At 35.0% G+C, this 25,366-nt stretch carries 20 protein-coding genes and 1 pseudogene; 16 read left to right on the forward strand and 5 right to left on the reverse strand.

The features are described 5' to 3' along the window. Positions 1 to 284 precede the first annotated feature (284 nt). Together ACVYAD_RS10800 and ACVYAD_RS10805 are read left to right on the forward strand one after the other, a co-directional pair. Positions 285 to 494: a hypothetical protein gene (locus tag ACVYAD_RS10800; RefSeq protein WP_476426372.1), complete on the forward strand. Its 210-nt coding sequence runs from the start codon at positions 285 to 287 to the stop codon at positions 492 to 494. 245 nt (positions 495 to 739) lie between these two features. Further along, positions 740 to 1,567: a DUF4097 family beta strand repeat-containing protein gene (locus ACVYAD_RS10805; protein ID WP_476426374.1), complete on the forward strand. Its 828-nt coding sequence runs from the start codon at positions 740 to 742 to the stop codon at positions 1,565 to 1,567. Between the two features lie 192 nt (positions 1,568 to 1,759). Here the strand turns inward: ACVYAD_RS10805 and ACVYAD_RS10810 are convergent, their stop codons facing one another. Beyond that, positions 1,760 to 2,158, reverse strand: coding sequence for a glucosamine 6-phosphate synthetase (locus tag ACVYAD_RS10810; protein ID WP_476426376.1), 399 nt, complete (start codon positions 2,156 to 2,158; stop codon positions 1,760 to 1,762). A 1,384-nt stretch (positions 2,159 to 3,542) separates the two neighbouring features. Here ACVYAD_RS10810 and ACVYAD_RS10815 point away from each other — a divergent pair. The 14 genes and pseudogenes from ACVYAD_RS10815 to ACVYAD_RS10880 all read left to right on the forward strand — a co-directional run. Continuing rightward, positions 3,543 to 5,021 carry an Lsa family ABC-F type ribosomal protection protein gene (locus tag ACVYAD_RS10815; RefSeq protein WP_476426378.1) on the forward strand — a complete coding sequence of 493 codons (1,479 nt, stop codon included), beginning with the start codon at positions 3,543 to 3,545 and terminating at the stop codon, positions 5,019 to 5,021. 839 nt (positions 5,022 to 5,860) lie between these two features. Further along, positions 5,861 to 6,457 carry a hypothetical protein gene (locus ACVYAD_RS10820; RefSeq protein WP_476426380.1) on the forward strand — a complete coding sequence of 199 codons (597 nt, stop codon included), beginning with the start codon at positions 5,861 to 5,863 and terminating at the stop codon, positions 6,455 to 6,457. 438 nt (positions 6,458 to 6,895) lie between these two features. Then, positions 6,896 to 8,719 carry an IucA/IucC family protein gene (locus ACVYAD_RS10825; RefSeq protein WP_476426382.1) on the forward strand — a complete coding sequence of 608 codons (1,824 nt, stop codon included), beginning with the start codon at positions 6,896 to 6,898 and terminating at the stop codon, positions 8,717 to 8,719. Beyond that, positions 8,691 to 10,445 (forward strand): IucA/IucC family protein, encoded by a 1,755-nt coding sequence (locus ACVYAD_RS10830; protein ID WP_476426384.1) that lies wholly within the window; start codon positions 8,691 to 8,693, stop codon positions 10,443 to 10,445. Before ACVYAD_RS10825 ends, ACVYAD_RS10830 begins: the two co-directional genes overlap by 29 nt. Next, positions 10,442 to 11,680: an AMP-binding protein gene (locus tag ACVYAD_RS10835; RefSeq protein WP_476426386.1), complete on the forward strand. Its 1,239-nt coding sequence runs from the start codon at positions 10,442 to 10,444 to the stop codon at positions 11,678 to 11,680. Before ACVYAD_RS10830 ends, ACVYAD_RS10835 begins: the two co-directional genes overlap by 4 nt. Continuing rightward, a complete protein-coding gene (gene asbD, locus ACVYAD_RS10840; RefSeq protein WP_049666019.1) occupies positions 11,677 to 11,934 on the forward strand; it encodes a petrobactin biosynthesis protein AsbD in 258 nt (85 codons plus the stop codon). Before ACVYAD_RS10835 ends, asbD begins: the two co-directional genes overlap by 4 nt. A gap of 13 nt (positions 11,935 to 11,947) precedes the next feature. Beyond that, entirely contained in the window at positions 11,948 to 12,922 is a 975-nt protein-coding gene (locus ACVYAD_RS10845) for a DUF6005 family protein (RefSeq protein ID WP_476426388.1), read from the forward strand. Further along, positions 12,919 to 13,743: a sugar phosphate isomerase/epimerase family protein gene (locus ACVYAD_RS10850; RefSeq protein ID WP_349658461.1), complete on the forward strand. Its 825-nt coding sequence runs from the start codon at positions 12,919 to 12,921 to the stop codon at positions 13,741 to 13,743. The genes ACVYAD_RS10845 and ACVYAD_RS10850 overlap by 4 nt, the downstream gene beginning before the upstream one ends. A gap of 371 nt (positions 13,744 to 14,114) precedes the next feature. Beyond that, entirely contained in the window at positions 14,115 to 14,954 is an 840-nt protein-coding gene (locus ACVYAD_RS10855; RefSeq protein ID WP_476426390.1) for a hypothetical protein, read from the forward strand. Between the two features lie 1,269 nt (positions 14,955 to 16,223). Next, positions 16,224 to 17,237, forward strand: a complete 1,014-nt coding sequence (locus tag ACVYAD_RS10860) for an aldo/keto reductase (RefSeq protein ID WP_349658459.1) — start codon at positions 16,224 to 16,226, stop codon at positions 17,235 to 17,237. A 17-nt stretch (positions 17,238 to 17,254) separates the two neighbouring features. Next, positions 17,255 to 17,665 (forward strand): SRPBCC family protein, encoded by a 411-nt coding sequence (locus tag ACVYAD_RS10865; RefSeq protein WP_476426392.1) that lies wholly within the window; start codon positions 17,255 to 17,257, stop codon positions 17,663 to 17,665. A gap of 169 nt (positions 17,666 to 17,834) precedes the next feature. Continuing rightward, complete coding sequence (locus ACVYAD_RS10870) at positions 17,835 to 19,004, forward strand: class I SAM-dependent methyltransferase (RefSeq protein ID WP_476426394.1); 1,170 nt, start codon at positions 17,835 to 17,837, stop codon at positions 19,002 to 19,004. A 35-nt stretch (positions 19,005 to 19,039) separates the two neighbouring features. Then, entirely contained in the window at positions 19,040 to 19,333 is a 294-nt protein-coding gene (locus ACVYAD_RS10875) for a putative quinol monooxygenase (RefSeq protein ID WP_476426396.1), read from the forward strand. A gap of 810 nt (positions 19,334 to 20,143) precedes the next feature. Continuing rightward, positions 20,144 to 20,388: pseudogene (locus ACVYAD_RS10880) on the forward strand (IS66 family transposase); the annotation flags it as partial. Positions 20,389 to 20,683: 295 nt separating this feature from the next. On the opposite strand, the gene ACVYAD_RS10885 reads toward ACVYAD_RS10880, so the two are convergent. The 4 genes from ACVYAD_RS10885 to ACVYAD_RS10900 all read right to left on the reverse strand — a co-directional run bounded on the left by ACVYAD_RS10885 (position 20,684) and on the right by ACVYAD_RS10900 (position 25,057). After that, on the reverse strand, positions 20,684 to 21,319 hold the full coding sequence (locus ACVYAD_RS10885; RefSeq protein WP_476426398.1) for a hypothetical protein: 636 nt from the start codon (positions 21,317 to 21,319) through the stop codon (positions 20,684 to 20,686). A 65-nt stretch (positions 21,320 to 21,384) separates the two neighbouring features. Next, positions 21,385 to 21,897, reverse strand: a complete 513-nt coding sequence (locus ACVYAD_RS10890) for a PadR family transcriptional regulator (protein ID WP_476426400.1) — start codon at positions 21,895 to 21,897, stop codon at positions 21,385 to 21,387. 6 nt (positions 21,898 to 21,903) lie between these two features. Continuing rightward, positions 21,904 to 24,369, reverse strand: a complete 2,466-nt coding sequence (locus ACVYAD_RS10895) for an ABC transporter permease (protein ID WP_476426402.1) — start codon at positions 24,367 to 24,369, stop codon at positions 21,904 to 21,906. After that, the gene (locus ACVYAD_RS10900) at positions 24,338 to 25,057 is read right to left on the reverse strand and encodes an ABC transporter ATP-binding protein (protein ID WP_476426404.1); all 720 of its coding nucleotides are present in this window, start codon (positions 25,055 to 25,057) and stop codon (positions 24,338 to 24,340) included. Before ACVYAD_RS10900 ends, ACVYAD_RS10895 begins: the two co-directional genes overlap by 32 nt. Between the last annotated feature and the right edge of the window lie 309 nt (positions 25,058 to 25,366).

Here is a 25,366-nt window from a genome sequence, read left to right on the forward strand (position 1 = left end):
CGGCAAAAGCGAAAAAGTGGGTGGGGGATAAACGTCACGTAAAAGCCTAATTCGTTCAATTGATAATGATTGGGGAATGAGGAAAACCCTACTGATTAAAGTGCCGCTTTATTAATAATAAATCCTTTAACCTATGAAAATATATTTGCATTATTGATATGCATTTTATTGGTTAATAAATGATGACTAAGATGTGGTTTTGTGCTTGCTTTTTTCGGTTATAGTGCTAATAAAGGCATCGTGTTATTAGTAGTGAAAAAGTAACAGTAAGGGGCTTTGATAGAATGGAGATACAATATAGCACAGCTTATTTTGAAAAGTTGGATTTACTTGAAATTCTATATGCAGGGCAGGCAGCGTTAAAGGGAGCGCTACCCACACACAATGTCGATAAAAGTCATTTGGAAAGCTTTGAACAAATAGAAGCAGCTATTACTAAGCTAAATAAGGAAATTCGAATACTTGAGCTAAACATTATCCAGTCCGTAAAATAAACAAAATAAAACTCATGCAAAAGGTAATGAATTGCATGAGTTTTTTTGTTGCGAGTAGTAGCTTTTTTTTCAGAATTAAAGCATTTCACACCCGATTATTTAATTATATTGGAAAATTAAGGTTTTTGTAAGAGATAGGTAAGAGAAAAGACGCTTTTGATCGATAAAATTAAAGCAGTATAAAAGGGGAGAATACATGACCTTAGAGATTGTGTATTTGAATGTTATTTTAGGAGGTAAGAATAATGAAAAAAGTTGTTGGCGGTATATTGATTTGTATAGCTGCAATAATAGGTTACTCGTTTATAGGACCCGGTTTTGCCAAAGTAACATCTGTTCAAGAAGAAAAAGAGATTGAGATCGATACTATTAAAGATATTAATTTCGAAACTACAGCTGCTGATATTAAAATTATACCGAGCGCGACAAAAGATATGACAGTGAAGTTAGAAGGGGAAATTCAAAAGGATCTTAAAGATAAATATCAGTTAAATATAGAAAAAGAAGGAGGATTGCTGAAAGTTTCATACTTAACAAATGAAAACAGTATAGGTATCAAATTAGGAAGTGAAAAGGATGTTATCTTACAAGTTAGTTTACCTGAAAGAGCTTATAGAGAATTGTTGATACATACAACTTCTGGTGATATTGATATAGGAAGCGTAATAGCCGATAGAATTAATATACAAACTACATCTGGAGATCAAGTTATTAAAAGGGCCAAAGCTAATGACCAAATTTCAATGAGATCTAATAGTGGAAATGTAGAAATAGATGAGTTGTTTTCACCAAGTGGGATGATAAATACAAAATCTGGGCATGTTTCAATGATAATAGAAGAAATGATGAATTCATTAGATGTTGTTACAACAAGCGGAGATGTCCAAACAACTTTCAGACAAGATCCTAAATCTCTCAAAATAGATTTTAAAGGAGATTCCGGAAAACCAGTTATAAAGTTGAAAAATATTATGTATGATGACAAAGGGAAAAATAGTGCTTATGGGACTATTGGGGATGGTATTAATACAATAAATGTGAAAACTAATTCTGGGGATTTTACTGTTGAATAAGATTCTTCAATTATATTTTATCCCAAATTAACGGGCTGTAATACGCCACCTTGAAGTTGGGAGGGAAAGGTGCTAACTGTAGATCGACCATCCTATCCTTCAATTTAATAAAAGAAGCTCTCGTTTTCTTATGAAACGAGAGCTTTTACCTTCTTTCAATACCGGGCGCAATTATGCCGAGGCATAATTGAACTATTTACTTACTAATGCGAGTATGAACTTGTCTCGATCCGCTTCCTCCTGCATTTTATTCTCGACGAGCATTGCACCATATCTCACATTTGTCATATCCCGATCAACTAAAAATTGAACATTCACTTTTGCAGTTTTTTTATTGACAGGACAATCTCCTTTAAATTCTACAACGTCCTGTCCTTTTTGAGTTTTAAAATATACCCAATATGGATTTTTACAAGTGTTGGCAAAGCCAGATTCTAATGTCTTATTACTATTTTCGAATGAATAGTTTTTAACATATGTAATATATTCATTATCTGTAATGTCCTTTTGTGGACCGTAAAAATACCAGAATACCCCTAAAATCCCGATTGGCACAACCCACAGAATGTTCCTTTTGCTTAATTTCCCCATATTTGAAAGCCCCCTTTATGAGAATATTTTATCATCTTTATACTGATTTTTGCTAGCTTACAATAATATTTTCTAGTCTAAGAATTATTATTGTAGAAAACGTTGTTTGTCTGCCGTTTGTTAATAAATTGTTTTTTATTTCTAAATATTTATGGAAACTATGAGGCTTATAATGATGTCATTTATGAGCGTATGTAGGTAACCAACTGGGATAATGTCACAATGTTTGAGTATTGAGCCTCTGAAAAGACAGTACTTATTAATCTGTCTTTATGTCTTAATAGCAACAATCTTTTAGAAAACAGCCTTTATTTATTAGAAAAGCATACTCTTTTTTAAATAATATAAATTTTGAGCTAGAAGTAAAGACTAGTGTAATGATAGGGTAGATCAGATTTTGATAACGATCTTGCTTGATTGTGGATAGCGAAGTAATGAAAGCACAATAAACAAAAAGGGATGACTATTGTGAGAAGAAAAGGCCATTTCATAGACAAAGACAAAAATCAGATTTTTAACGATGATGCATTAGTTTCAAGTAAAGTTTACCCTGATACTCCTACGTTACTGGAACTTGAACAAATGATTTTTAATGGATTAGTAGAAATGATATTTATCTGTAACTATTAAACAGAACAAACAAGCAAATTAGAGCTACTGTCGATTAATGATATTAAGTATGAATGGAATACAAAATATAAATATAATATCAGCCCTGATGATGAAGTGTATCTAAATGATTTCCCTAATGGATACTGTTTTTTTGTTGAGCTTTGGGAAGGCGAAAAGGGAACTCCTATTTTAGTGTTATTCGAATGCCAATAATAGTCCAAAAAAGATTGAAGGGATAGGTATATAGATTGGGGAGACTTCACTAAATTTTACTGTCAGGCGACCATTAGAACTCAATTTTGCATTGATATCGACGCTGATTTGTATTTCATAAAAAAATTTGGTAAAATAAAAATACAAATTATGAGAGGACTGATGAATGGACGATGATTAACTAAACTATATTTTTATTTGAAATGAACAACTTCAAACTTCAAACTTCAAATTACAAAATATAGGATTAGTCTGTCCATTTTTATAAATCAGTTTATACTTTATTTGTCATGTTTCCATTGGCAATTAAGGGACTTATTTACAATCAGTAAAAGACTAATCCTTCCAATTACAAATTGGGAGGATTTTTTTATTCTCTCATAAACAATAATCGATAAGGGGAGAGAGAAATGGGCGATTCAGATACTATTGTTACGCATGTATTACTCCGTACAAGTCGTTAATATCCATCAAACTTATGCGGAGAAATTTAAAATGGATGGATATGCCGACTTTGTATAAAAAGTAAAAAGAGTTGATATACAAAGGAGGAATTATCATGTCAATGATACAAGTTCAAAATTTAACTTTTTCTTATCCAAGCAGCTTTGACAATATTTTTGAAAATGTAAGCTTTCAAATAGATACGGATTGGAAACTTGGATTTATCGGTAGAAATGGACGAGGAAAAACAACATTCTTTAATTTATTATTAGGGAATTATGAGTATAGTGGGAAAATCAATTCTTCGGTCGAATTTAATTATTTCCCTTATCCAGTTTCGGATAAAAACAAGTATACCCATGAAATCATGGAGGAAATTTGCCCCCAAGCAGAAGATTGGGAAATTCTTCGTGAAATATCCTATTTAGACGTTGATGCCGAGGTCATGTATCGACCTTTTCATACATTATCAAATGGAGAACAGACAAAGGTGTTACTTGCTGCACTTTTCTTAACAGAGGGACAATTTCTATTAATTGATGAGCCAACCAACCATCTAGATACGGAAGCGCGAAAGATAGTCTCTGAATATTTAAGGAAGAAAAAAGGATTTATTTTAATTTCACATGACCGAAACTTTTTAGATGGCTGTGTTGATCATATTTTATCTATAAATAGGGCAAATATTGAAGTTCAAAGTGGTAACTATTCTTCTTGGAAACTGAATTTTGATCGACAGCAGGAACACGAAGAGGCAACTAATGAGCGTCTACAAAAAGACATAGGGCGATTAAAACAATCTTCAAAGCGGACATCCGGTTGGTCTAATCAAGTGGAAGCTTCCAAAAATGGGACAACGAATTCAGGCTCTAAGTTAGACAAAGGTTTTGTAGGGCATAAAGCAGCGAAGATGATGAAGAGAGCAAAAAACCTTGAATCAAGGCAACAAAAAGCTATTGAGGAAAAGTCAAAACTGTTGAAAAATGTGGAAAAAACCGAGTCATTAAAATTAGAGTCATTGACGTTTCATTCAAATGAATTGATTGTTTTGGCCGATGTGTCTGTTCAGTACGATAACCAAATAGTGAATAAGCCAATTAGCTTTAAACTTGAACAAGGTGACCGAATTGTGCTTGATGGAAAGAATGGAAGCGGAAAAAGTAGTATCCTCAAACTCATTCAAGGAGATCAGATACAGCATACAGGCTCGATGTATGCAGGTTCAGGCCTCATTATTTCCTATGTCCAACAAGATACTTCTCATTTGAAGGGAATGTTATCGGACTTTATTGAGGAGCATGGGATTGATGAAACGTTATTTAAATCGATCCTACGTAAGATGGACTTTGACCGAATTCAATTTGAAAAAGATATATCTCATTATTCGGGTGGACAAAAGAAAAAGCTGCTTATCGCCAAAAGTTTATGTGAAAAAGCGCATATCTATATTTGGGATGAACCGTTGAATTTTATTGATATTTATTCGCGCATGCAGATTGAAGAGCTTATTCAAAAATTTAATCCGACAATGGTGTTTGTTGAGCATGATCAAGCATTTCAACAAACAGTTGCAACAAAAACGGTAACGCTGTAAAAAATGATCAAACTTGTATATCCTGCTTTAACGGGCAGTTATGCCTCCACCTCAAAATTCGGTAAAAGCAAAGAAGTTAGTTGGGAGATAAACTGCCCGTAAAGCCCGATTCGTTCAACTAATAATGAGTGGGGGATGAAGAAAACCCCCACTCATTAAAATTTCACTTTATGAAAGCTAAAACCTTTTAAAAAAGAATCCATTTTGAACAAATTTTTTAAAAAATGGATTCTTTTATTTGTTGTAAAATATCGGTTTATTTACATATGAAATGACAGAGATCTACGATACATAACGTTTGTCGAAGTTCGATATTTAGAATAGAAAATTGAAAGGGGATGACCAACTGTTGGTAATCGAAAAAATAATGTCCGTTTATTATTTGATAGATGATAAGGTTACCATCATACCAACTAAAGTATTTTATGAGCAATCAGAAAATGACGAATTGGAAAGTATCTACTATGAAATTTCTTTAGAAAGTTAACGTTATATAGCAAAGACATCGGATGCTACAGAAGTTGCTATTGTGAATCTACAAAAAGTGCTTCTACAAAATATAAAAATAGCTTCCTGCCAATCGTGTAGATACGGTAACTTCTGTCCATTTGTTGATATCGATAATGAAGTGTTTTGTCTTAAAGATATTGAAGTCAACGATAAACGTGATGTATGTGATGTTTTTTCATCACATACGTCCCTTGAAAAAAGAAGACGACATTTGCTTGATTTCTGCCCAAATTACATGCCAATATCTGAAGAGTATTACACGTACAATGATTGGAATTAGGAGAAAAAAAGGTGAAGTATTAAGAAAATAATGAAAGAAGGTATATGGCATGTCATTAGAAAATTTAGTAAATCGTATTTGCATAGAGGCTAAAAATAGAGATAGTAAAAAAGTAGACGAATTACTATATCAACTTTGTGAGTATGAGAATCTTAAAATACTGGATATTTATCCTTATCAAATAAAAAGTAATGAAAAGTTTAGTCAAGTAGAAGTATTCTTTGATAAATTGGAAAGTAAAGATTTCCAACAAAAAAATCAGGAATTTCATTCGTATTTTAAAAGCTTAGAAAAATTCGAGAAATTTTTTGAACTGATATGGTTAGGATCATCTGAATTTTATGCTTCTTATGATGTACCATTAACTTTGTATAAAGATACAATGTATTATAAATTCTACGAGAGGGAATGGAATGAAATATTACCAAAAAATCGTGAAGAATCAAATTTAATAAACATTGATGAGTATTCTATGTTACTTTCTCTCATTAAATTAGCTGTTTCGGATCATCTTGATGTATTCTTCATTATACCTGAAAAGAATATTGTATTTAGAGGGGGTGGATTAGCGTTTATCATATATAGTGAACAAAATCTTGATCTATTTGAAAAGATAGCTAATACTGAGGGGCTTTATATACGTTGATACTCTGTCTATATTGGGCATCTTTTCTAGTAACTAAATAAATATTAATTAAAAAACGTCAAAAAATTTTGCATGTTAGGATGTGAAATTTTTTGACGTTTTCTAGTTCTTCGTAATATTTTGTCGTCACGCCGTTTCTTGTATCAATAATCTTGCGCAAGTGATACAAGAAACGAAATATTCTTCTACACTTTTACCTATTTCGATGGTTTATATTGCCATATAGGTCTTTAGACGGTTGAGTCATTTCAGTCTTTCCTATAATATGTAATTGTAATTGAAAGTGATAATCATTATCAATTGTTATCAGCACCACATTTGTTTCTATTCGCTTCTTATCATCAGTCTTTCTAATTAGGGAGACTAATTTTTTTATCAGTGAGTGATAATTATTATCATTTGGTAGGGAGAAGGCTTAGTGAAAGGATGATTAATTACATGCAACAGATAGCTAAACAGATTGCAGAAAATGCAACGTTTCAGGCGTTTATGAATTGTTATATACGAGAGGTGAGTAGCGGACATTGGGTCAGAAAGGAGGAGTGGATAAAAGAACAGCGACTATCTATCTTGATTACAGAGGCGCATATGTTAGAGATTGAGTTGCCGATCCAAAACACACGTTTTGCATTTGGCATGGAATACAAATCTCTAGTTGGAAGACATATATTTGGTGTCTCGTTGAAGTATTGTACGAAACAAAAACAATGGCTTGTCGAAGATAAATTAACGATACTCATCACGCTCATTCAGGAACTACATTTTATGGCTAAGGCGGATGGATGTCTTGGACTTTCTTCCCATTTTGATGAGCTCATTCTTCGCATTATAGAGAGCTATCAAACGATGGCAAATTATATTGAAAAGAGTTTGGAAGATAAGAAACAAAATGGAGCTAACGGTACGTTTATTGAAGCTGAGCAGTCTCTCTTACTTGGCCATTGGCTTCATCCGACACCTAAAAGCAGACAAGGGATGGCAGATTGGCAACAAACGAGTTTTGCTCCAGAGCTACAAGGTTCTTTCCAACTTCACTATTTTCGTGTCGACCGTAAAATTGTGAAAGAGTCTTCTGTATTAGAAAAAAGTGCAAGTGAACTCATTACTCAGTCATTAACAAAATCACAACCTGATTTTGTTATGTCAGAGAAGCATTGCCTCATTCCGATGCACCCGCTTCAAGCACAGTGGCTTTTACAACAACAGTATGTAAAAGAAGCGATTGCTGAAGGGGTAATAAAATACGAAGGTGCGCTTGGGGCATTTTATACAGCAACTTCTTCAATTAGAACGGTATATAGCCCAAATGAAGAAATGATGTATAAGTTTTCAATTCCTGTAAAAATAACAAATTCATTGAGGGTAAATAGAACGCATGAACTAAAAGCGGGAATTGTTATGGCTCGGTTAATGAATAAGATTGATTTCTTACAGAACTATCCATCTTTCCGGATGATTGATGACCCAGCCTATATGACTGTAGAATTCCCAAATCAGACGGAGTCAGGGTTTGAGGTTATTTTTCGCTCAAACGTATTTCCTAAAGGGCATGATGAAGGAATATGCATGATCGCTACTCTTGTGCAAGAGCCCTTGCCAAACGAAAAATCAAAATTGTGTCAGCTCATTATGAAAATATCTCAATCAGAATTCCGCTCAATAGAGAGTGTAAGTTTAGACTGGTTTAAAGACTATTGGAAATGTGCTATTGAATCATTATTAAGATTATACGATGAGCATGGGATCGCTCTCGAAGCACACCAGCAAAATAGTCTGTTAAACATTTCTTCTGGTTATCCAACTACTTATTTTTATCGAGATAACCAAGGTTATTACTTATCAAAAACATATAAAGAAGTACTACTTTCAATAGAGCCTTCTTTACATGAAACAGCTGAGCTATTTTACGAAGATGCCCTTATTCATGATAGATTTACATATTATTTGTTTATGAATCAACTGTTTCCCGTTATATCTCGATTTGGAGCAGATCAGCTAATCGATGAAAAAATTCTTTTGAAGTGGTCTATCGATCAACTCCACTTATTAGAAAAAGAATTTACAGGTTTCGGGAAGGCATTTGTTCGTAACATTCTAAAACAAGAAGAGCTTGCGTTCAAAGCAAATTTATTAACAAGGTTTCATGATGTAGATGAACTAGAAGCCGAACTTGAACAAGCGGTATACACGAAAATTCCAAATCCGTTTGTTCTTCAGCATGAGGAGGCAGAATATGCAGCAGCTACAGCCTTTAGCTTCTAAACAAGGAGAGTTACGTGTAAGGCGGCAGCTTGTAGAAGCAATGATTTTTGAAGGACTAATCAAATATGAAGAAACACCTCTAGATAAATGGACTTCAATTTTTACTCTTGTTGGACAGAAGTGCACCTATCGTTGTGAAGGAAGAAGAATGGCATTTGATCGCATCCGAATAAAGGGAGATAGTATTTTTCTCATAGGAAAAGATGAAACGTTACTAGAAGCAAGTCTTGAGGATCTAGTAGATGAATTACTTTCGACTCGCCAAGACAAAGTTCGGTTACTGAAAGAACTTCATTTGACGAGTAAGCTTTGTGAATGGAATGATCGACATCTCCAAATGCCTATGTCGAGAAGAAGTTCAAGCTATGAAGAATTAGAATCAGAAATTACTGAAGGACATCCATATCACCCTTGTTTTAAATCCAGAACCGGTTTTACGATCGACGACCATAAAGACTATGGCCCTGAGGCAAAGCAATCTTTTACCCTTCAATGGGTTGCAGTGAGAAGAAGCTACGTACGAATTTCTGTTCTTGAAGAAGAAGAGAACTTTTGGAAAAGAGAGCTAGGGAATTTGCTGTGGGAAGACCTTCTTGCAATGCTTGCGGTATTCGATGGAACATTTGAAGAATATACGTTCTTACCAGTTCATCCTTGGCAATGGCATAACATGAAGCAAGAACTAGCTGGATTAATGGAGCGAAAAGATCTAATACCTCTAAATGTGAAAGGAGATTATTATAGGGCAACCCAATCAGTACGAACATTATGGAATTTTTCAAATCCAAAAAAGGCGCAATTAAAATGCTCGATGAATATGGTGAATACCTCTTCATTACGAAAGTTACATTCTCATGCTGTTTGTGCCGCTCCTCATATTTCAGCATGGCTTAAACGGGTGATTCAATTAGACGACTATTTACATAATGAAACGTCTCTTATTGTACTGGAAGAATATGCAGGGATTATTTTTGAACCGAAAACACAAAAACATAGTAGAAAACTAGAAGGTCAGCTTGGCTCCATATGGCGAGAAAGTGTGCGCTCGTATATGAAGGATGAGGAGGAAGCAGTACCGTTTACGGTACTAATGATGATGGAGAGAGATGGGCGTCCATTTATTGATGATTGGCTTCGCCGATATGGAACGGAGGAGTGGGTAAAACGATTGATCGAAGTGAGTGTTATTCCTGTGTGGCACTTGCTTGTCGCTCACGGTATTGCTGTTGAGGCACATGCGCAAAATATGATTTTATTACATCAAAATGGATGGCCAACTCGAGTTGTACTGAGGGATTTCCATGACAGTATTGAATATATGGAAGAATTCATTGCAGACAGAAGCCTCGTTCCAGACTTTGAAACGATACACGAACGTTTTAAAGGTGCACCCGTCGATCATTATTATTGGATGTCTTCAGTAGAGGCTTTACGAGAGTTAGCTATGGATACACTATTCGTGTTTCATTTAAGTGAATTATCTTATTTGCTAGAAGAGCAGTATGGATTTGCAGAAACACGTTTTTGGCGTCTAGTTAAGAACGCAATACAGAAGCACTTTGAACGTTTTCCATCATTATGCTCAAGAAATGAACAGCTTCAGCATACTAGCACACATATTTATGTTGAATCTTTGCTAACAAAGAAAGTTCAAAATCAAGAAGAAGGTAATTTTCGACATAACGTCAACAATACGTTGGCGCAAGCGGATGAAAAGGGGAAATGATGATGTTTTATGTCAACGATCAATTTTATAAAGTAGAAGATATCGAGAAGCAGTTTGAACTATTTGAAAGCTTACCTCATCTAAGGGAGTGTAACAATCGCAGGGTAGCTATTTGTACGGATGATACTTTCCAATATATAGCTCTTTGTTTATACATTCGTGAAAAAGGTGGATCAGTTGTCCCAATCCATCCTGCGACGCCTAAAGAGGGCTCTATACGGCTTGCTTCTTCAGCAGGTAGTCATCTTTTGTTGTTCCAATCAATCGATTTTTTCATCGAACTATCAAATCATTCCAACAACCAAGAAGGCGTATTAGTTCAAATGAGCTCAGGTACAACAGGAGCTCCGAAATGTATTGAACGAACGTGGAGTTCAGTGGAAGAAGAGATTGAAAGTTATGTGAAGACATTACCTGTAGACTCCTTGACAAATTCTGTAGTTGCTTGTCCGGTTACTCATTCTTATGGATTCATTTGTGGTGTCTTAGCTTGCATAAGAAGGGGAGCAAAGCCGGTAATTATTACGAATAGTAATCCTAAATATATATTGAAAAAGCTAAAAGAATATCCTAAGCACATACTCTATGGGGCTCCAGCATTACTTTATACATTAAGTAAATTATTACCTATTGATCAACAATTTGATCGCGTGATGACGTCAGGTACTGTGATGCCACATAGCTGGTTGACATCGTTAAGAGAGAAATCTAACCAAGTACTACAGCAGTATGGATGCTCTGAATCAGGGTGTGTTGCGATTCACCTCAGTGTGGAAGATCCGAAAGAAATGGGTTGTCCCCTTCCTCATGTGAAGGTGACAGCTGGTAACAAACAAACACCGAGCGAAATTATCATTGAAACGTCTACACAAACGATTTATACGAAAGATCTTGGCTATATTGAGGATAATGTTCTTTCTTTTCTTGCAAGAATAGATGACACGATTAATGTAGCAGGCTTGAATGTGTATCCGAAAGAAGTTGAAGATGTGTTAATGGATGAGCCAAGAATAGTCGAAGCAGTCGTATATAAGAAACAAGACAACTTATCAGGAGAGCGAGTATGCGCTCTATATGTGTCTACTGAACCAATCGATAATATGGAACTTAGAGAATGGTGCCGGAAATTTCTCGCGCCACATCAAATTCCGATGGAGTTTGTGTTTGTTCATGAAATTGAAAAGCTACCTAACGGAAAAGTAAGTAGAAAAAAACTTGGAGGCATACCAGTATGACGCGCCAACAATTGATCAAGAGCATCTACGATATTATGGAAAATTCATTAGAGTTGCAGACATTGTCCTCTTTTAATGAAGATGCCCGATTAAATGAGGATTTGTATATGGATTCAATTATGGTCCTTCAACTGATTCTTCATATAGAGTTGGATCTTGGCATTTCCATTCCTGATGAGGTTCTCGTTCCGAAAGATTTCAAAACAGTAGGAACACTAGCAAGCTTTTTAGAAAAACAGCAGAAGGTAGAATAATCGGAGGCTAAAAATGATAAAAGTTCATTGTTTTGTAAGCTGTGTTTGTGAGGTTATTAAGAAAACGAAAGGCGTCGATCATAGGCCCTACTATTTTGGAGTATGGGACGCAGATTTTGATGTGCTTGAAAATGGAATGCTAGCATACCACTCTGATCAAATTGATCATCATTTCTTTCAAACATGGTATGAAATGCTCTATGGAATCAAGCTTTACAAATGGTATGACGAAAAGCAATCAAAACAAGAAAATATAAACAAACTGCTAGGATTATTAGAGAATAAATCTTCACATCAACATGTGATGGTGATGCTGGATTTATCGATGCTTCCAGAGCGAGAGAATAAATTTCATCAACGTCCATTCCCTCATTATGTGATGCTAGAATCAACAGAAAATGAAGAAGAATGGTTTATGTATGACCCTGATTTTCGCTGGGAAGGGATTTTACCGAAAGAGAGAATTTTAGCTGCAATTCAAGAGCCAACTGTCGAAGGTGGTTATTACTTTGATGCAAAGACGATTATTCCTCCAACTACAGAGACGGTGGAAGCCTATTTTAATACATGTATAAAGCTTCAATGTAATCCGTTGACAGATGCAATTACCAAAATTATTAAAGAGTATGTCGAAGGAAAAGAAAAAGAAAGGATGTCAAAACTTCCGACTGCATTAAAACAATTGCCGGTAATAGCGATTAGAAAGTATGCATATGAGCATGCGTTTGCATTTTTTTGGGAAGCACTTGGCCGCGAAGAGGAAGGCTTTGACACATGGTGTAATGAAATTGAGCGTCTAGTGAATGGCTATACAACGATTCAGTATCGAGCGATGAAGCTTGCGCTGACGGAAAATTTGTTATTAGCGGAAGATATTTTTGTGAAGTTAGAAGAACAAAATCTCCTTGAGTTCAAGATTAAGCAAGGATTACAAGAATGCTTTCAAGCATGGTTAACAATACAGCACAAGAAAGAGGTTATAATATGAAACTATCTATTTGTACAATCTCGTTTCGGCACCATCTCCACTCGATTGACCAATTAGCCCAATTTGCAAAAACGCAAGGTTTTCAAGGAATCGAGCTCTGGGGTGTTCATGCAAAGAACTTGGCAGATGAACTTCATTATGGAGCAGATTGGCTAAGCTCCTACGGTTTGGAAACGAGCATGCTTAGTGATTATTTGCCATTAGAAGCACCAGTTTCTGTGATGATGGCTGAAACAGAGAGGTTATCTTCACTTGCAAGGCGCTGGGGAACAAATAAGATTCGTACATTTGTAGGAAAGAAGGGTAGCTCAGACACGAGTACAAAAGAAAGGGAAGAACTTATTTTTAGACTTAGAATGCTCTGTGATTATCTTGAGTCGAAAGGACAATATTTGCTTGTTGAAACTCATCCGAACACATTGACAGATAATCTACCTTCAACAATGCAGTTACTCGAAGAAACGAATCACTCAAGCCTACGAGTGAACTTTGACGTTTTACATATATGGGAATCAGGGATGGACCCTATTGTCGCCATGAAGCAACTTCGTCCTTATATCTCACATTTTCATTTTAAAAATATTGCCTCACGTGCACAACTTGATGTTTTTGCTCCTAACAATGTTTATGCTGCAGCAGGGTCTAGAGAAGGGATGGTTCCATTGTTTGAAGGTACGGTTGATTATGGTGAATTCCTAGCAGAAGTAGGTTCAAACATGGAGGTAGATGCATCATTGGAATGGTTTGGAGCCAATGTGAAGAGCGTATTAGCAAAAGATGTTCAGGAGGTTAAGAAGGCAGTGCAATTGGTGCGAATATAGGGCTGTTTAAAACCTATGCATGAATCACAAGAATAGATTATGTAATAGATAAATAAGTTGAAAAGCTGACGGTCCATCCTAGACGTCAGCTTATTTTAATAGGTTAAAGCGAACATTGTGTAAGTTGGCAGCAGCAGAAATGATCTAGATGGTTAGGACGTTATTTTAGGGACGCGGGAAATAATGAGTTCTCTTTCTTTGAGCCTAATCTTAATGCTAGAACTCAAATCAGAGATAAAATATTTTCGGGAAATTAATCCATATGCCCCAAAATCTCCAGGTAATCTTTAGATAGTCTTCACAGTAACTACAGATAACGCCTATACAATCAAGACTGTAAGACAAATTACTTTAAAAGGAGATTAAAAACTATGAAAAAGAGAAAGAAATTGGCTGCTACAACTTTAGGTGCTGTATTTGCACTTTCGACTTTTGGAGCTGCGTTTGCTGCCGAAATCCCAACCGAAATTAATGGAGGTAGTGAAATTGTGAAAGGGCAAGTTAGTAAACCAGCTAACTTTGATGAGATTTCTAAAGAAAAAGTACGAGAAATTTTTAACCAAGTAAAAGCAGGTATATTAACGAAAGAGGAAGCAATAAATCAACTTGATGAAGCTCTTGGAATGAAGGGAGATAAACAACTAGTAATTAAACCAGCAAACTTAGATGAAATTGCTAAAGAAAAAGTACAAGAAATTTTCAAACAAGCAGAAGCAGGTACATTAACGAAAGAAGAAACAACACAACAACTTGATGAAGCTCTTGGAATGAAGGGAGATAAACAACTAGTAAGTAAACCAGCGAACGTAGATGAGATTTCTAAAGAAAAAGTACAGGAAATTTTCAAACAAGCAGAAGCAGGTACATTAACGAAAGAAGGGGCAACAAAACAGCTTGATGAAGCTCTTGGAATGAAGGGAGATAAACAACTAGTAAGTAAACCAGCTAACTTAGAAGAGATTTCTAAAGAAAAAGTACAAGTAGTTTTCACACAAGCAGAAGTAGGTACAATAACGAAAGAAGAAGCAACACAACAACTTGATGAAGCACTTGGAATGAAGGGAGATAAAAAAACAGTAAGCAAACCAGCTAACTTAGAAGAGATTTCTAAAAACAAAGTACAAGAAATTTTCAACCAAGTAGAGGCTGGTACATTAACGATAGAGGAAGCAATAAATCAACTTGATGAAGCTCTTGGAATGAAGAGATAAAAATATAGTGAGTAGTTCAGTAAGCAAACAAGCGGTATTTAAAGAGAAGGTATAAGCTATTTAACTAGCACGAATAGGTACACTCGGGAGCAATAAGCCAATTTGATGCAGATAGTAAAAAAACAAACTTAAATAAAATACAGTAATAGTTGTACTTGAGCTTTCTAAACATTCCTCTTCATAGAGGTTCATATAAACTCCCCCCAATGGAGAAACATTTACTTTAGGAAAAACTACACTTCCAATAGCTGATGAAATGTTCCCCTCGTAAGAAAATCGCTATGTGCCAATAGGTACATAGCGATTTTTTGTGCATTTTTAATACAATCAAAGAATTGTCCCCTGATGAATGGGATGATAATAAGAACACGTATTACAATCCTGGTACGAAGATTTTAGGAAGTAATAAGTAAAGTAATTTACACTAAACTCAACTAATCTGATTAGTTGAGTTTTATGATTATATATAAAGCTACTAAAATATTTTATAGAAGATGTGATGATTAATGGGGAAAATCGCTATTTTGTTATATGGATAAGGGTGGACTGGCAATCATAATTGTACCTCAAACATCCTTAATAACGTATGATTTACAAAGGTTTAAGAGGGATAGATTTGTTTGACTATTGTTATGATATAAGTCAAACAAATTGAGTATATAAAAATATTTAATATACTAGATCAACTACTACCCCCTTTATAAAAGCCCTTCTTTTTTCTAGGAAAAGGAGGTCTTTTAGTGGCCAAATCAAGCTGTTTAGCTCAGTTAAATAAGTATGGAAAACGTTGATTTAATAAGGTTTTCAGCAATAGCAAAATCAACTGAGTTAAATAAAAAAGACTGAAAAAAATAATTCTGTGAGCAATCTGTGAGCAATTTGGGGAGCACAGTTCATATAATTGCGAGTAACTTTCAAAACTGCGTATTTTTTTGATACACCTAATGCGAGAACTAATTGCAACAATGTTTAAACGGTACACTAAAAAAATATAGTAACAAAGCTCAGATACTCAATTAATTTTGATCCTGAGCTTTTTTAGTTGATCCTGGTACTGTATAAAAACTGAGGTTCTATGGACACTCATATACATTCTTTAGCAGTTATAGGTACTTATTAGTGCCCATATTACTTTAAAGTGCGTACTTTTTTTTTATGTTTAGGTGTTGCATAATCAGTTTTGCCAGGTAGAGAAATGACACTTGTTGACTCCAGTCATTGAACATACTGGCACCAATTTTTAATACTTACATTAGGAGTGTTTTATAGATGCGAGATTTACTGCAAGGAAAACAACTAGGTTTTGGTACAGCACCGTTAGGTAATATGTATCGTAATATTCCAGAAGAAGAAGCATTAGCAACTGTAGATGCGGCCTGGGAAAGTGGAGTCCGTTATTTTGACACAGCGCCACTTTATGGATCAGGCTTAGCAGAGATTCGTCTTGGTGAAGCCCTATCGAAAAGAAATCGTGATGATTACTTTTTAAGTACAAAAGTAGGTCGAATTATTTCAGATGAACTAGAAGATCCGTCTGCACGTGATTTTGGAGAAAAGGGTGGAATATTCGAGTTTGGTCGTAAGAATAAAATTATCCCTGACTATAGCGCTGATGCAACCCTTCGCTCTATCGAGGATAGTTTAAAACGTTTACAAACGGATCGTCTGGATTTTGTTTTTGTTCATGATCCAGCCCAGGATTTTTATGGTGATGAGTGGCTGGCACAATTTGAAATAGCTCGAACAGGAGCGTTCCGTACGCTTACACAATTACGTGAAGAAGGAGTAATTAAGGGGTGGGGACTCGGAGTAAACCGCGTAGAACCAATTGAACTTATGCTTGACTTGGAAGAAGCAAAGCCGGATGTTTCCTTGTTAGCTGGTCGTTATTCATTACTAGACCATGAACGAGCGTTACAACGTCTAATGCCTGCAGCAAAAAAACACAATATGGATATTGTCGTTGGTGGTCCATATAGCTCAGGTGTTCTTGCAGGAGGAGCTCACTTCGAATATCAAAAAGCATCACCAGAAATTATGGCAAAAGTAGAGAAAATCAAAAATATTGCAGATCGTCATCAAATTAGCGTAAAGGCGGCAGGGTTACAATTTTCACTAGCGAATCCAGCGGTTGCTGCTGTCGTTCCTGGTGCGACTAAACCAGAGCGAATTGCAGAAGACCAAGCTGCATTGAAAACAGTCATTCCAGCAGCATTCTGGGAAGAAATGATTGAACAAAAATTGATTGCACCGAATGCACCACTACCAATCGACGTTAAATAAAAAGGAGAATAATCAAAATGGCAAATATTATTACATCTATTAAAATTCCAGCTTCACCTGACCAAGTATGGCAGTTAATCGGTGGCTTTGACTCCCTTCCAGACTGGTTACCTTATATTCCAAGCAGTAAAGTAAGCGAGGGTGGACGTGTACGTAGTCTAGCTAATCCTGATGGTGATACGATTGTAGAGCGTTTAGAAGTATTCAATCATAAGGAACGCTACTACACGTATTCAATTATGAAAGCACCGTTTCCGGTTACTAATTATTTATCTACAATCCACGTTAAAGCAGATACTGATGGTAAATCATCATTGGTAGAGTGGTCTGGCAGTTTCACGCCTGTAGGTGTTAGTGACCAAGAAGCTATAGATCTATTCCATGGCATCTATAAAGATGGCTTAGAAGCATTACAAAATATATATTGAGTATTTATGTAAATCTGAAGATCTACAGCAGCCAAGAGCTTTTTCAAAAAAGCCTTGGCTGTTCATATTAGTACGTACTGTTACTGACCTTCAACTCAATCATAATTAGTTAATTCTAAATGAATTGATTATCAAGGTAGTTTTAATCTTATTTATAGGAGATGTTTATATGGTTGAAGAATTTTTTTATAAAAATATACTAAAAAATCTCTTTTCAGACCCTGTTCAAATTACACTTTGGAATGGAGAAACCTTACAATATGGTGAAGGAAAACCTCTATTTCATGTAACATTCCATAAGCCTCTATCAAAAAAAGAGGTTGCTAAGGACCCTTCTATAGCATTCGGTGAAGCATATATGAATGGAAATCTTGAAATACAAGGAGATCTTGAAAAAGCAATTCAATCTATTTATAAAAAGCAGGATAGCTTTTTAGGTAATAGTAAATTGCAATATTTCAAAAGTAAATGGAATTTCTCAAAACAAAAAAATAAAGAAGATATTGCTCACCATTATGATATCGGGAACGATTTCTATAAACTGTGGCTCGATGAAACAATGACATATTCTTGTGCATACTTTCTAAGCGAAAATGATTCTCTAAAAAAAGCTCAACATAATAAAGTAAATCATATTTTAAAAAAGTTAAATCTTCAGAAAGGTGATACTTTACTGGACATTGGTTGCGGATGGGGTGAACTGATCACGGCTGCCGCAAAGCAATATGGCGTTAAAGCAATGGGCGTAACATTAAGTGAGGAGCAATATACAAAGACTTCTGAGCGAATTAAGCAAGAGGGACTTACTGAGTTAGTTGAAGTATCTTTACTTGATTATCGTGATATTCAAGATCGTAAGTTTGATAAAATTGTTAGCGTAGGCATGATTGAACATGTAGGAAAAGACCACATTACGGAATACTTCGAAACAGTTAATAAATTATTAAATAACGGCGGGGTATCTCTGCTTCATTGTATAACTTCTCCAACGAATGGTGCTACCAATGGCTGGATTGATAAATATATATTCCCTGGCGGATATGTTCCCGCTGTCAACGAATTAATCACCAATATGACAAACCAACAATTTTATATTGTTGATGTGGAAAGCTTACGCAGACATTACGGTAAAACCCTACAACATTGGGCTCAAAATTTTGAAAATGCATTAGAGGAAATTCGTCAGACTAAAGATGAAAGATTCATTCGTATGTGGCGCTTATATTTAAATGCCTGTGCGGCATCATTCTTTACGGGTAATATTGATTTACATCAATTTGTATTTACAAAAGGCATTAATGATTCAATTCCTATGACGCGTTCTTATATGTATGAATAAGAGAATGATATGGCTTAACAAGAAGAGGGAAAATAATGAACGAAATTATAATCAATGTAGTTTTAAAAGCTAAATCAGGGAAAGGTGAAATGCTTAGAAAAGAGTTATTAAATTTAGTTGAAGCATCTCGAGTCGAAGATGGCTGTATTCAATATACTCTTCATGAATCTGTTGAAAATAGAGATACATTTGTTTTTTATGAAAGATGGAAAGATGAAGAGGCGCTTACTTTTCATACTAATACTGAACATTATAAATATTGTGGTCAGCAAACAGAGCCACTACTTGAAAAACAAGAGGTTCATCGATTACAAATATTAAATTCTTAAACGAGAACTCCTGTTGCACCGTTTACATTCTGAATGGTGCTTCTTTAATTGAGACTTATTTATTCGTATAAAGTAGGATGGGAGGATTGGTTCTCCAGAAGCAGAGCCATCCAATTCTGTACTATCTTGATATCGGAAATGTAGCATCAATTACTGAAAAAGTTGGTCAAAAAAAGAAGCAAAGCAATATCAAAAGATATAGGGCTATCAAGGCATGATACTATTTGCTTTTTTCCTTTCCTCATACAGAAAGAATAAATTGGATTAGTTGGAACGCCGTATGCGGTGAAAGTCGCACGTACGGTGTGAACAGGGGAAAAGCCAGAGATAACTTCAAAGGCTTACCTATCTGTATGAAGAAGGGAATGATATAATTTGATAAAAATGTAAAAGAAAAGTAGCTTAATATGATAAAATATAAAGGTCGTAAATTTATATTTTAATTGAAAGTTTCTATATTGACTCTATTTGAATATAGACAAGAAGGAAATATCATCCCTGCATTATATAGTGATAGAGAATTATACATGGGATGCTAATCGCAATTTAAACGAGGATAGTTAATGAAATGAATGGGTAGTTTCCCTCAAAAACTGTAGTGCAATTTAATTTATTTTCTCTAGTCTTGATTTGAAAATGAGAAGTTTTAGGAACGATGATATAGACAGTGAAACTGGGGGATAAAAGTATGAAAGCAGTAATGGATCAATGGCAATGGCATTGGCATTGGTTGGACTATTTTCTATCTCTTATTCGTATGATATGGATTACTTCTAATGGCTACTCGATATTCGTTAATACAACAGGTTTGATGGGCGTATTGAAATCGATAATAATCCAGCTGAAAATGCCATTCATCCCAACGAGGGAGAAAAAATTGGCTTTTCTCTGTCAGTGAATCAGGTGCAAAAGCAAACGCCATCTGCTTGAGCATCGCAGAAACGGTCAAAGCAAATGGTGTGGACTTCTATCAATACCTGATGAAGTTAATGATGGATCTACCGAATCTGGATATCCACCGAAACCTAGAAATTTTAAATCAGTACATGTCTTGATCAAAAAACATCCAAGCTGCATGTGGAAAATAAAATAGCCGTATATCTGATAAAAAAATCAATGATACACGGCTATTCGTGATGCGTACCGAAAAGGTGCGCCTATTTTTTTATAATTCGGGCTTACACTTTATTAATACCTTTTTATAAAAAAGTGTAATTAAACAACACTATTTCATTGTGGACATGTATTCAAAGAATAGATTAATATCTTGTTTCCACTAATTATTAAAAGGCGATTATAACTTGTAAATGCCATAATTGTGCGAATTTTGAAGTTCAAACTTACTTCTGCCTATTTTTTTGGAAACAATGTATAAGACCATGAATTAATAAAGTCAGCAATAAATACAATTCCCCAAATTACACCTATTGCAAACGCAGCATCATTTGGATAAGGTGATTCTTTAGCATTTCCATTTCCTAGCCACGAAAAATCACTTAAGTACATCTTTATTTCTTCCAAACTTTCTGTACCAATTACCCACAGAATAGCTTGAACTGTAATGAACAAAACTGAATGAAAATAGGATGATACACGATATTTCTTTGCAATATATTTAGGATTATTATTTTTTTCAATAATCTCATAATCTTTATCAGTCAATAATTCAACGCCACGTAACTTTCCAATTTTTTTACGCATCCAACGATCCAATTTGATAAAATCGAGTATACCAAATGTAAAAGCATAAATGATAAAGATGATAATAACGATTTGAAAAGTTGATATTTCTCCTGTTTGACGATAGACATACAGTCCGAGTAATCCCTCAATTATCAACAAAAACAGAAATAAAAAAATAAACATTAGGCTCAATCGAGTTTTTTTAAAAAAATAGCGAAATATACCGAATAAGATCAGGGATCCCAATGACAATACCTCTATAAAGATAAACAATTCCCAATTGTAATCAAGGATAACATCCAAAAAATTTTCACTCCCCTTCAAAAGATTGAATAACGGCAAAGGTTTTTAAAAGAGAAAACCTTTACCTAGAATTTTGGTCTATTTCGATTTTCAACTTGATTTATCCAGTTTAAATCTGCTTCTAAATGCAAGAGGGTACCAGTGATTAATAAATACCTATTCTCGTCACCTTGAAGAAGAAATTCCGTTTTAAATTTAGTCAATTCCATGACATCTTTCATTATCATCGCTTTTTGTTGATCAAGCATTTTCTTTTCTTGTTCGAAATCAATCTTACGAGCACAGCTCCATTTAAAATGAAAGTCTTCTTTAGTAGAATGATAGGGTACAGGTTCCAGTAACCAATTTTCCAACTCTTTTTTACCTTCCGTAGTGATTTCATAAAGTTTTCTTTCTTGGTCATCCATTCCTACAGATAAGACAAGTTGATCACGTATTAGACGGTCTAGAGTCGTATAAATTTGACCAGGATTAATTTTTCCTTTAACTCCCAGATGGGATTCTAGCTCTAGTTTTAATTCATACCCATGATTTTTTTGTAGAAATAGCAGAGTTAATATTCCGTTCTTAATCGACATAATTGCTTAACCTTCTTTGAGTGATGATATAATATTTATTTTACTAGCTGTAGTACTGGAAATCCAAGAAGCAAGGAGACTTAGAGAAACACCAGCAATCAGTGCCAGAATAATATTCCCTAAAGGTAATTGAAAAGATATAAACCCTCCCAATAGTTCGGATTGGCTAGTTTTATAAAGTAAAACTACACCCGAAATTATACCACCAATAACCCCCGACAATCCTATAAGTAAACCTTCTCCAATGATCATCTTTTTAACTTGCTGTTTCGTAAAACCAAGCGCTCGCATTGTCCCTATCTCGGTGGTGCGTTCCAACGTATTCATTAATAAAGTGTTTGCTGTACCGATACTAGCTAGTCCAATGATTAAAACTAACATGATTAAAATCAACTCATTCATACCGGTTAATGCTGAAGTAGTTGATTTAATTTCATCTTCTACTGTTTCTACTTTTGAGAGATGAGTGCTGAAATCCAACCATAACTCATTCCGTAATTGTTCACCAGTATATCCGTCATTTAAAGTTAATAATATGTCGAAATGATTCGCCCAACCAAATTTATTATTTAAATGATTCTCATCCATAAATGCAACATAGCCTGAGTAATTCGATGTTTTCACTACATCAAGGACTTCAAGTTGTTGTTTACCTGAGGGTGTATTAATGTAAATATATTCTCCTATATTTCCACCCCATTCATCAAAAGCTCTTTCGCCGAGGATAACAGAAGGTTCCTTTGCCAGTTCATAATATAAAATGTCTTTATTAGAACTTTCAAATAAGGTGGGGCCTTCTTCATCTACAGCAAAAATGGAAAACTGTCTCTTCTCCCCATCAGTGGTTACCCATGTAATTGGCGTAGCTTCCGTTAAAGGATCAACATTTACAACAGCATCATACGATAGTAACTTTTCTATATCCTGATTAGACCAAGGTGCTTCTGATGAAACTCTCAGGTCTCCTCCATACGTATTCCCGATTTCATTTTCATAACCTTCAGGTGCGGATTCAATAACAGCACTTAGTAATAATATCACTGCAATCCCCACAGCAAGAATAGCAGCAGTATTAGCATTTCGATTTAATTTTTTTGTAAGGGTTTGCGTTGCCAGACTACCAGAGTAGCCGAAGATTAATTTTAAAATAGGTTTAAATATCCTGCTCACACCAAGTAACAATAATGGAAACAACAAAATGATGCTTACTAAAATCGCTAAATAAGAGATGGGATGATTGATAAATACAAAAGCAAGCAAGCCAACACCTAGAACTGTCCTAACTATGTACAGGCTTCTCGATGATTGGGTTTGATTTGCCATTTTTAATGTCAATAACACAGAGGTTTTCCCCGCATTGTAAATAGGAAATAATGAAGATACAACAGGAAATAAAATTCCAACTACTACAGCTATTAATGCAGGTATTTTCCAATTTAATGTGTAAACCATGTCAAATTCAAATACGCTTAGTAAAGTTTGCATGAACATATCCCCAAGCCAAATTCCAATAGGCACCCCAACAGCTGTACCTATTAGTCCCAACAGTAGTACTTCAATAAGAATAAGTCTGGAAACAGAACTTTGTAGATATCCGAAACTTTTCATGATTGCAAATTCCTTTTTTCGCTCCATAACACTTGTATAAATCATATTAAAAACAATGAATCCGCTAATAAACATAGATAACCCAGCAATTAAGTAAAAGAACGTATATAGTCCCCCTATATCGTTACTTTGTCGATCATCCGCGATAACTGGTTGTACATATACATTTGAATTACGAAATTCTTCCTGGAGAGATTGAAAAAGTTTCTCTCCTTCTTCAGTTGTTTGAAATCTTACATAGGAAAGTTTGTCCTCCATACCAGTCCATTCTTGTAGCAATTCAAGTGGAGCCATGATTCGGAAGCTGGTTGATTCAGCACGCTCCCAGTTACTCGGACTTGCAAGCAACGGCGTATATTCAACAATGGCGGAAACCTTAGCTTCTCCCAAATCGGTAAACCTAATTGTATCTCCTACGTTTTTATTTAATAGATTTGCAACAGCTTTTGGTATCACCAAACCTTCATTATCCAAACTCCCTTCGATAACAGGAAGTTTCAGTAAAGAACTGCTTTGATCATTCACGCCTGTAATTCGGACGGATCTTTGATTTAAAGATTGATCACCCTCCAGCTCAAAAAAGGCTTGTTTATCAAGTGCAAGCATGGTTTCCGTCACAATTGGGCTAGTTAAAACTGACGAAACCACATCCTCAGAGTATGTATGTTCATCGCTTAGAACCCAATAATCCGCATTTGCCACATACATTTCTTCATAATAATCGAAAACATCATTTGTTGTTTTGTCTGCAATAAGCATAGATGTTACAAAAGCTATACCTAAGATGATCCCAAGTAGGGAAATGAAAAACCTTTTTTTATTTTGTGTTATATTACGCCATGAAATTCGCCACATATTTAGCATAATCATCATCCTTTCTAGAAATCACTTGATCAATAACACCATCCTTAAAAAGAATAATTCGATCAGCAAACCCAGCTGCGAAAATATCATGCGTTACCATGATGATTGTTTGATTATTCTCTCGATTGAATCTTGATATTAATCCGAGTATTTCTTCGGCTTTACCTCTATCTAAATTTCCTGTTGGTTCATCGGCTAATAGAACAGAAGGGTTATTAACTAACGCCCTAGCTATAGCAACTCGTTGTTGTTGACCGCCACTCAGCAAATTAGCACGTTTCCGACCAAGTCCTTTCAATCCTATAGAATCAAGTAGTTCTGTAATTATTTGGTTCTTCTTTTTTGTTAAACTACCATCTGCATGAAGAGGGAAAGCTATATTTTCTTCTACACTTAATGTAGGGAGTAGCTGGTAATTCTGAAAAATAAAACCGATATACTTTCTACGAAATATCGTTCTTTCTTTTTCCGTCATATTACTTAAATTACTTTGATTTATTACTATATCTCCCTCAGTAGGGACATCAAGACCCCCCAAAAGTTGTAGTAATGTGCTCTTTCCAGAACCGCTTGGGCCCATTACAGCCACAAATTCGCCTTCTTCAACGTTCAAATCAAAACCCTTCAAGACTTGAGTTCTTTCTTGCCCCTGTATAAATTCCTTTTTCAAATTTCTAACTTTAATCATGTTTTAATTCCTCCTATTCTTTGGAAATTATTATATACTAAGTATATAATGTATAAAAGTAAAATTATTTAAATTTCATTATAAATTATGTATTTTTTATAAAAGACCCCCTAAGTATAATATATACTTAGTATACATTGTACATAAATATTGTAAATATTGTATAATGATAATAAAGTCGTCACTTTATCGTAAGCCCGTATTCAAATAACGCATATAAAAACACAGCACCTCCCGGTAACTTTATTCTAAAGCTACATAATTCTTATTGAACTAACGGGTAGCTTTACTTAAAGATGGGATACCACA

Source organism: Lysinibacillus sp. G1-3, assembly GCF_056322905.1.

Excerpts from the sequence above, each read along its gene's own strand:
- ACVYAD_RS10835 (WP_476426386.1), top strand. The coding sequence starts at position 10,442 with ATGATGATGTTTTATGTCAACGATCAATTTTATAAAGTAGAAGATATC.
- asbD (WP_049666019.1), top strand. The coding sequence starts at position 11,677 with ATGACGCGCCAACAATTGATCAAGAGCATCTACGATATTATGGAAAAT.
- ACVYAD_RS10900 (WP_476426404.1), bottom strand. The coding sequence starts at position 25,057 with ATGATTAAAGTTAGAAATTTGAAAAAGGAATTTATACAGGGGCAAGAA.
- ACVYAD_RS10820 (WP_476426380.1), top strand. The coding sequence starts at position 5,861 with ATGTCATTAGAAAATTTAGTAAATCGTATTTGCATAGAGGCTAAAAAT.
- ACVYAD_RS10815 (WP_476426378.1), top strand. The coding sequence starts at position 3,543 with ATGTCAATGATACAAGTTCAAAATTTAACTTTTTCTTATCCAAGCAGC.
- ACVYAD_RS10860 (WP_349658459.1), top strand. The coding sequence starts at position 16,224 with ATGCGAGATTTACTGCAAGGAAAACAACTAGGTTTTGGTACAGCACCG.
- ACVYAD_RS10830 (WP_476426384.1), top strand. The coding sequence starts at position 8,691 with ATGCAGCAGCTACAGCCTTTAGCTTCTAAACAAGGAGAGTTACGTGTA.
- ACVYAD_RS10875 (WP_476426396.1), top strand. The coding sequence starts at position 19,040 with ATGAACGAAATTATAATCAATGTAGTTTTAAAAGCTAAATCAGGGAAA.
- ACVYAD_RS10895 (WP_476426402.1), bottom strand. The coding sequence starts at position 24,369 with ATGCTAAATATGTGGCGAATTTCATGGCGTAATATAACACAAAATAAA.
- ACVYAD_RS10810 (WP_476426376.1), bottom strand. The coding sequence starts at position 2,158 with ATGGGGAAATTAAGCAAAAGGAACATTCTGTGGGTTGTGCCAATCGGG.
- ACVYAD_RS10870 (WP_476426394.1), top strand. The coding sequence starts at position 17,835 with ATGGTTGAAGAATTTTTTTATAAAAATATACTAAAAAATCTCTTTTCA.
- ACVYAD_RS10855 (WP_476426390.1), top strand. The coding sequence starts at position 14,115 with ATGAAAAAGAGAAAGAAATTGGCTGCTACAACTTTAGGTGCTGTATTT.
- ACVYAD_RS10825 (WP_476426382.1), top strand. The coding sequence starts at position 6,896 with ATGCAACAGATAGCTAAACAGATTGCAGAAAATGCAACGTTTCAGGCG.
- ACVYAD_RS10845 (WP_476426388.1), top strand. The coding sequence starts at position 11,948 with ATGATAAAAGTTCATTGTTTTGTAAGCTGTGTTTGTGAGGTTATTAAG.
- ACVYAD_RS10865 (WP_476426392.1), top strand. The coding sequence starts at position 17,255 with ATGGCAAATATTATTACATCTATTAAAATTCCAGCTTCACCTGACCAA.
- ACVYAD_RS10800 (WP_476426372.1), top strand. The coding sequence starts at position 285 with ATGGAGATACAATATAGCACAGCTTATTTTGAAAAGTTGGATTTACTT.
- ACVYAD_RS10890 (WP_476426400.1), bottom strand. The coding sequence starts at position 21,897 with ATGTCGATTAAGAACGGAATATTAACTCTGCTATTTCTACAAAAAAAT.
- ACVYAD_RS10805 (WP_476426374.1), top strand. The coding sequence starts at position 740 with ATGAAAAAAGTTGTTGGCGGTATATTGATTTGTATAGCTGCAATAATA.
- ACVYAD_RS10850 (WP_349658461.1), top strand. The coding sequence starts at position 12,919 with ATGAAACTATCTATTTGTACAATCTCGTTTCGGCACCATCTCCACTCG.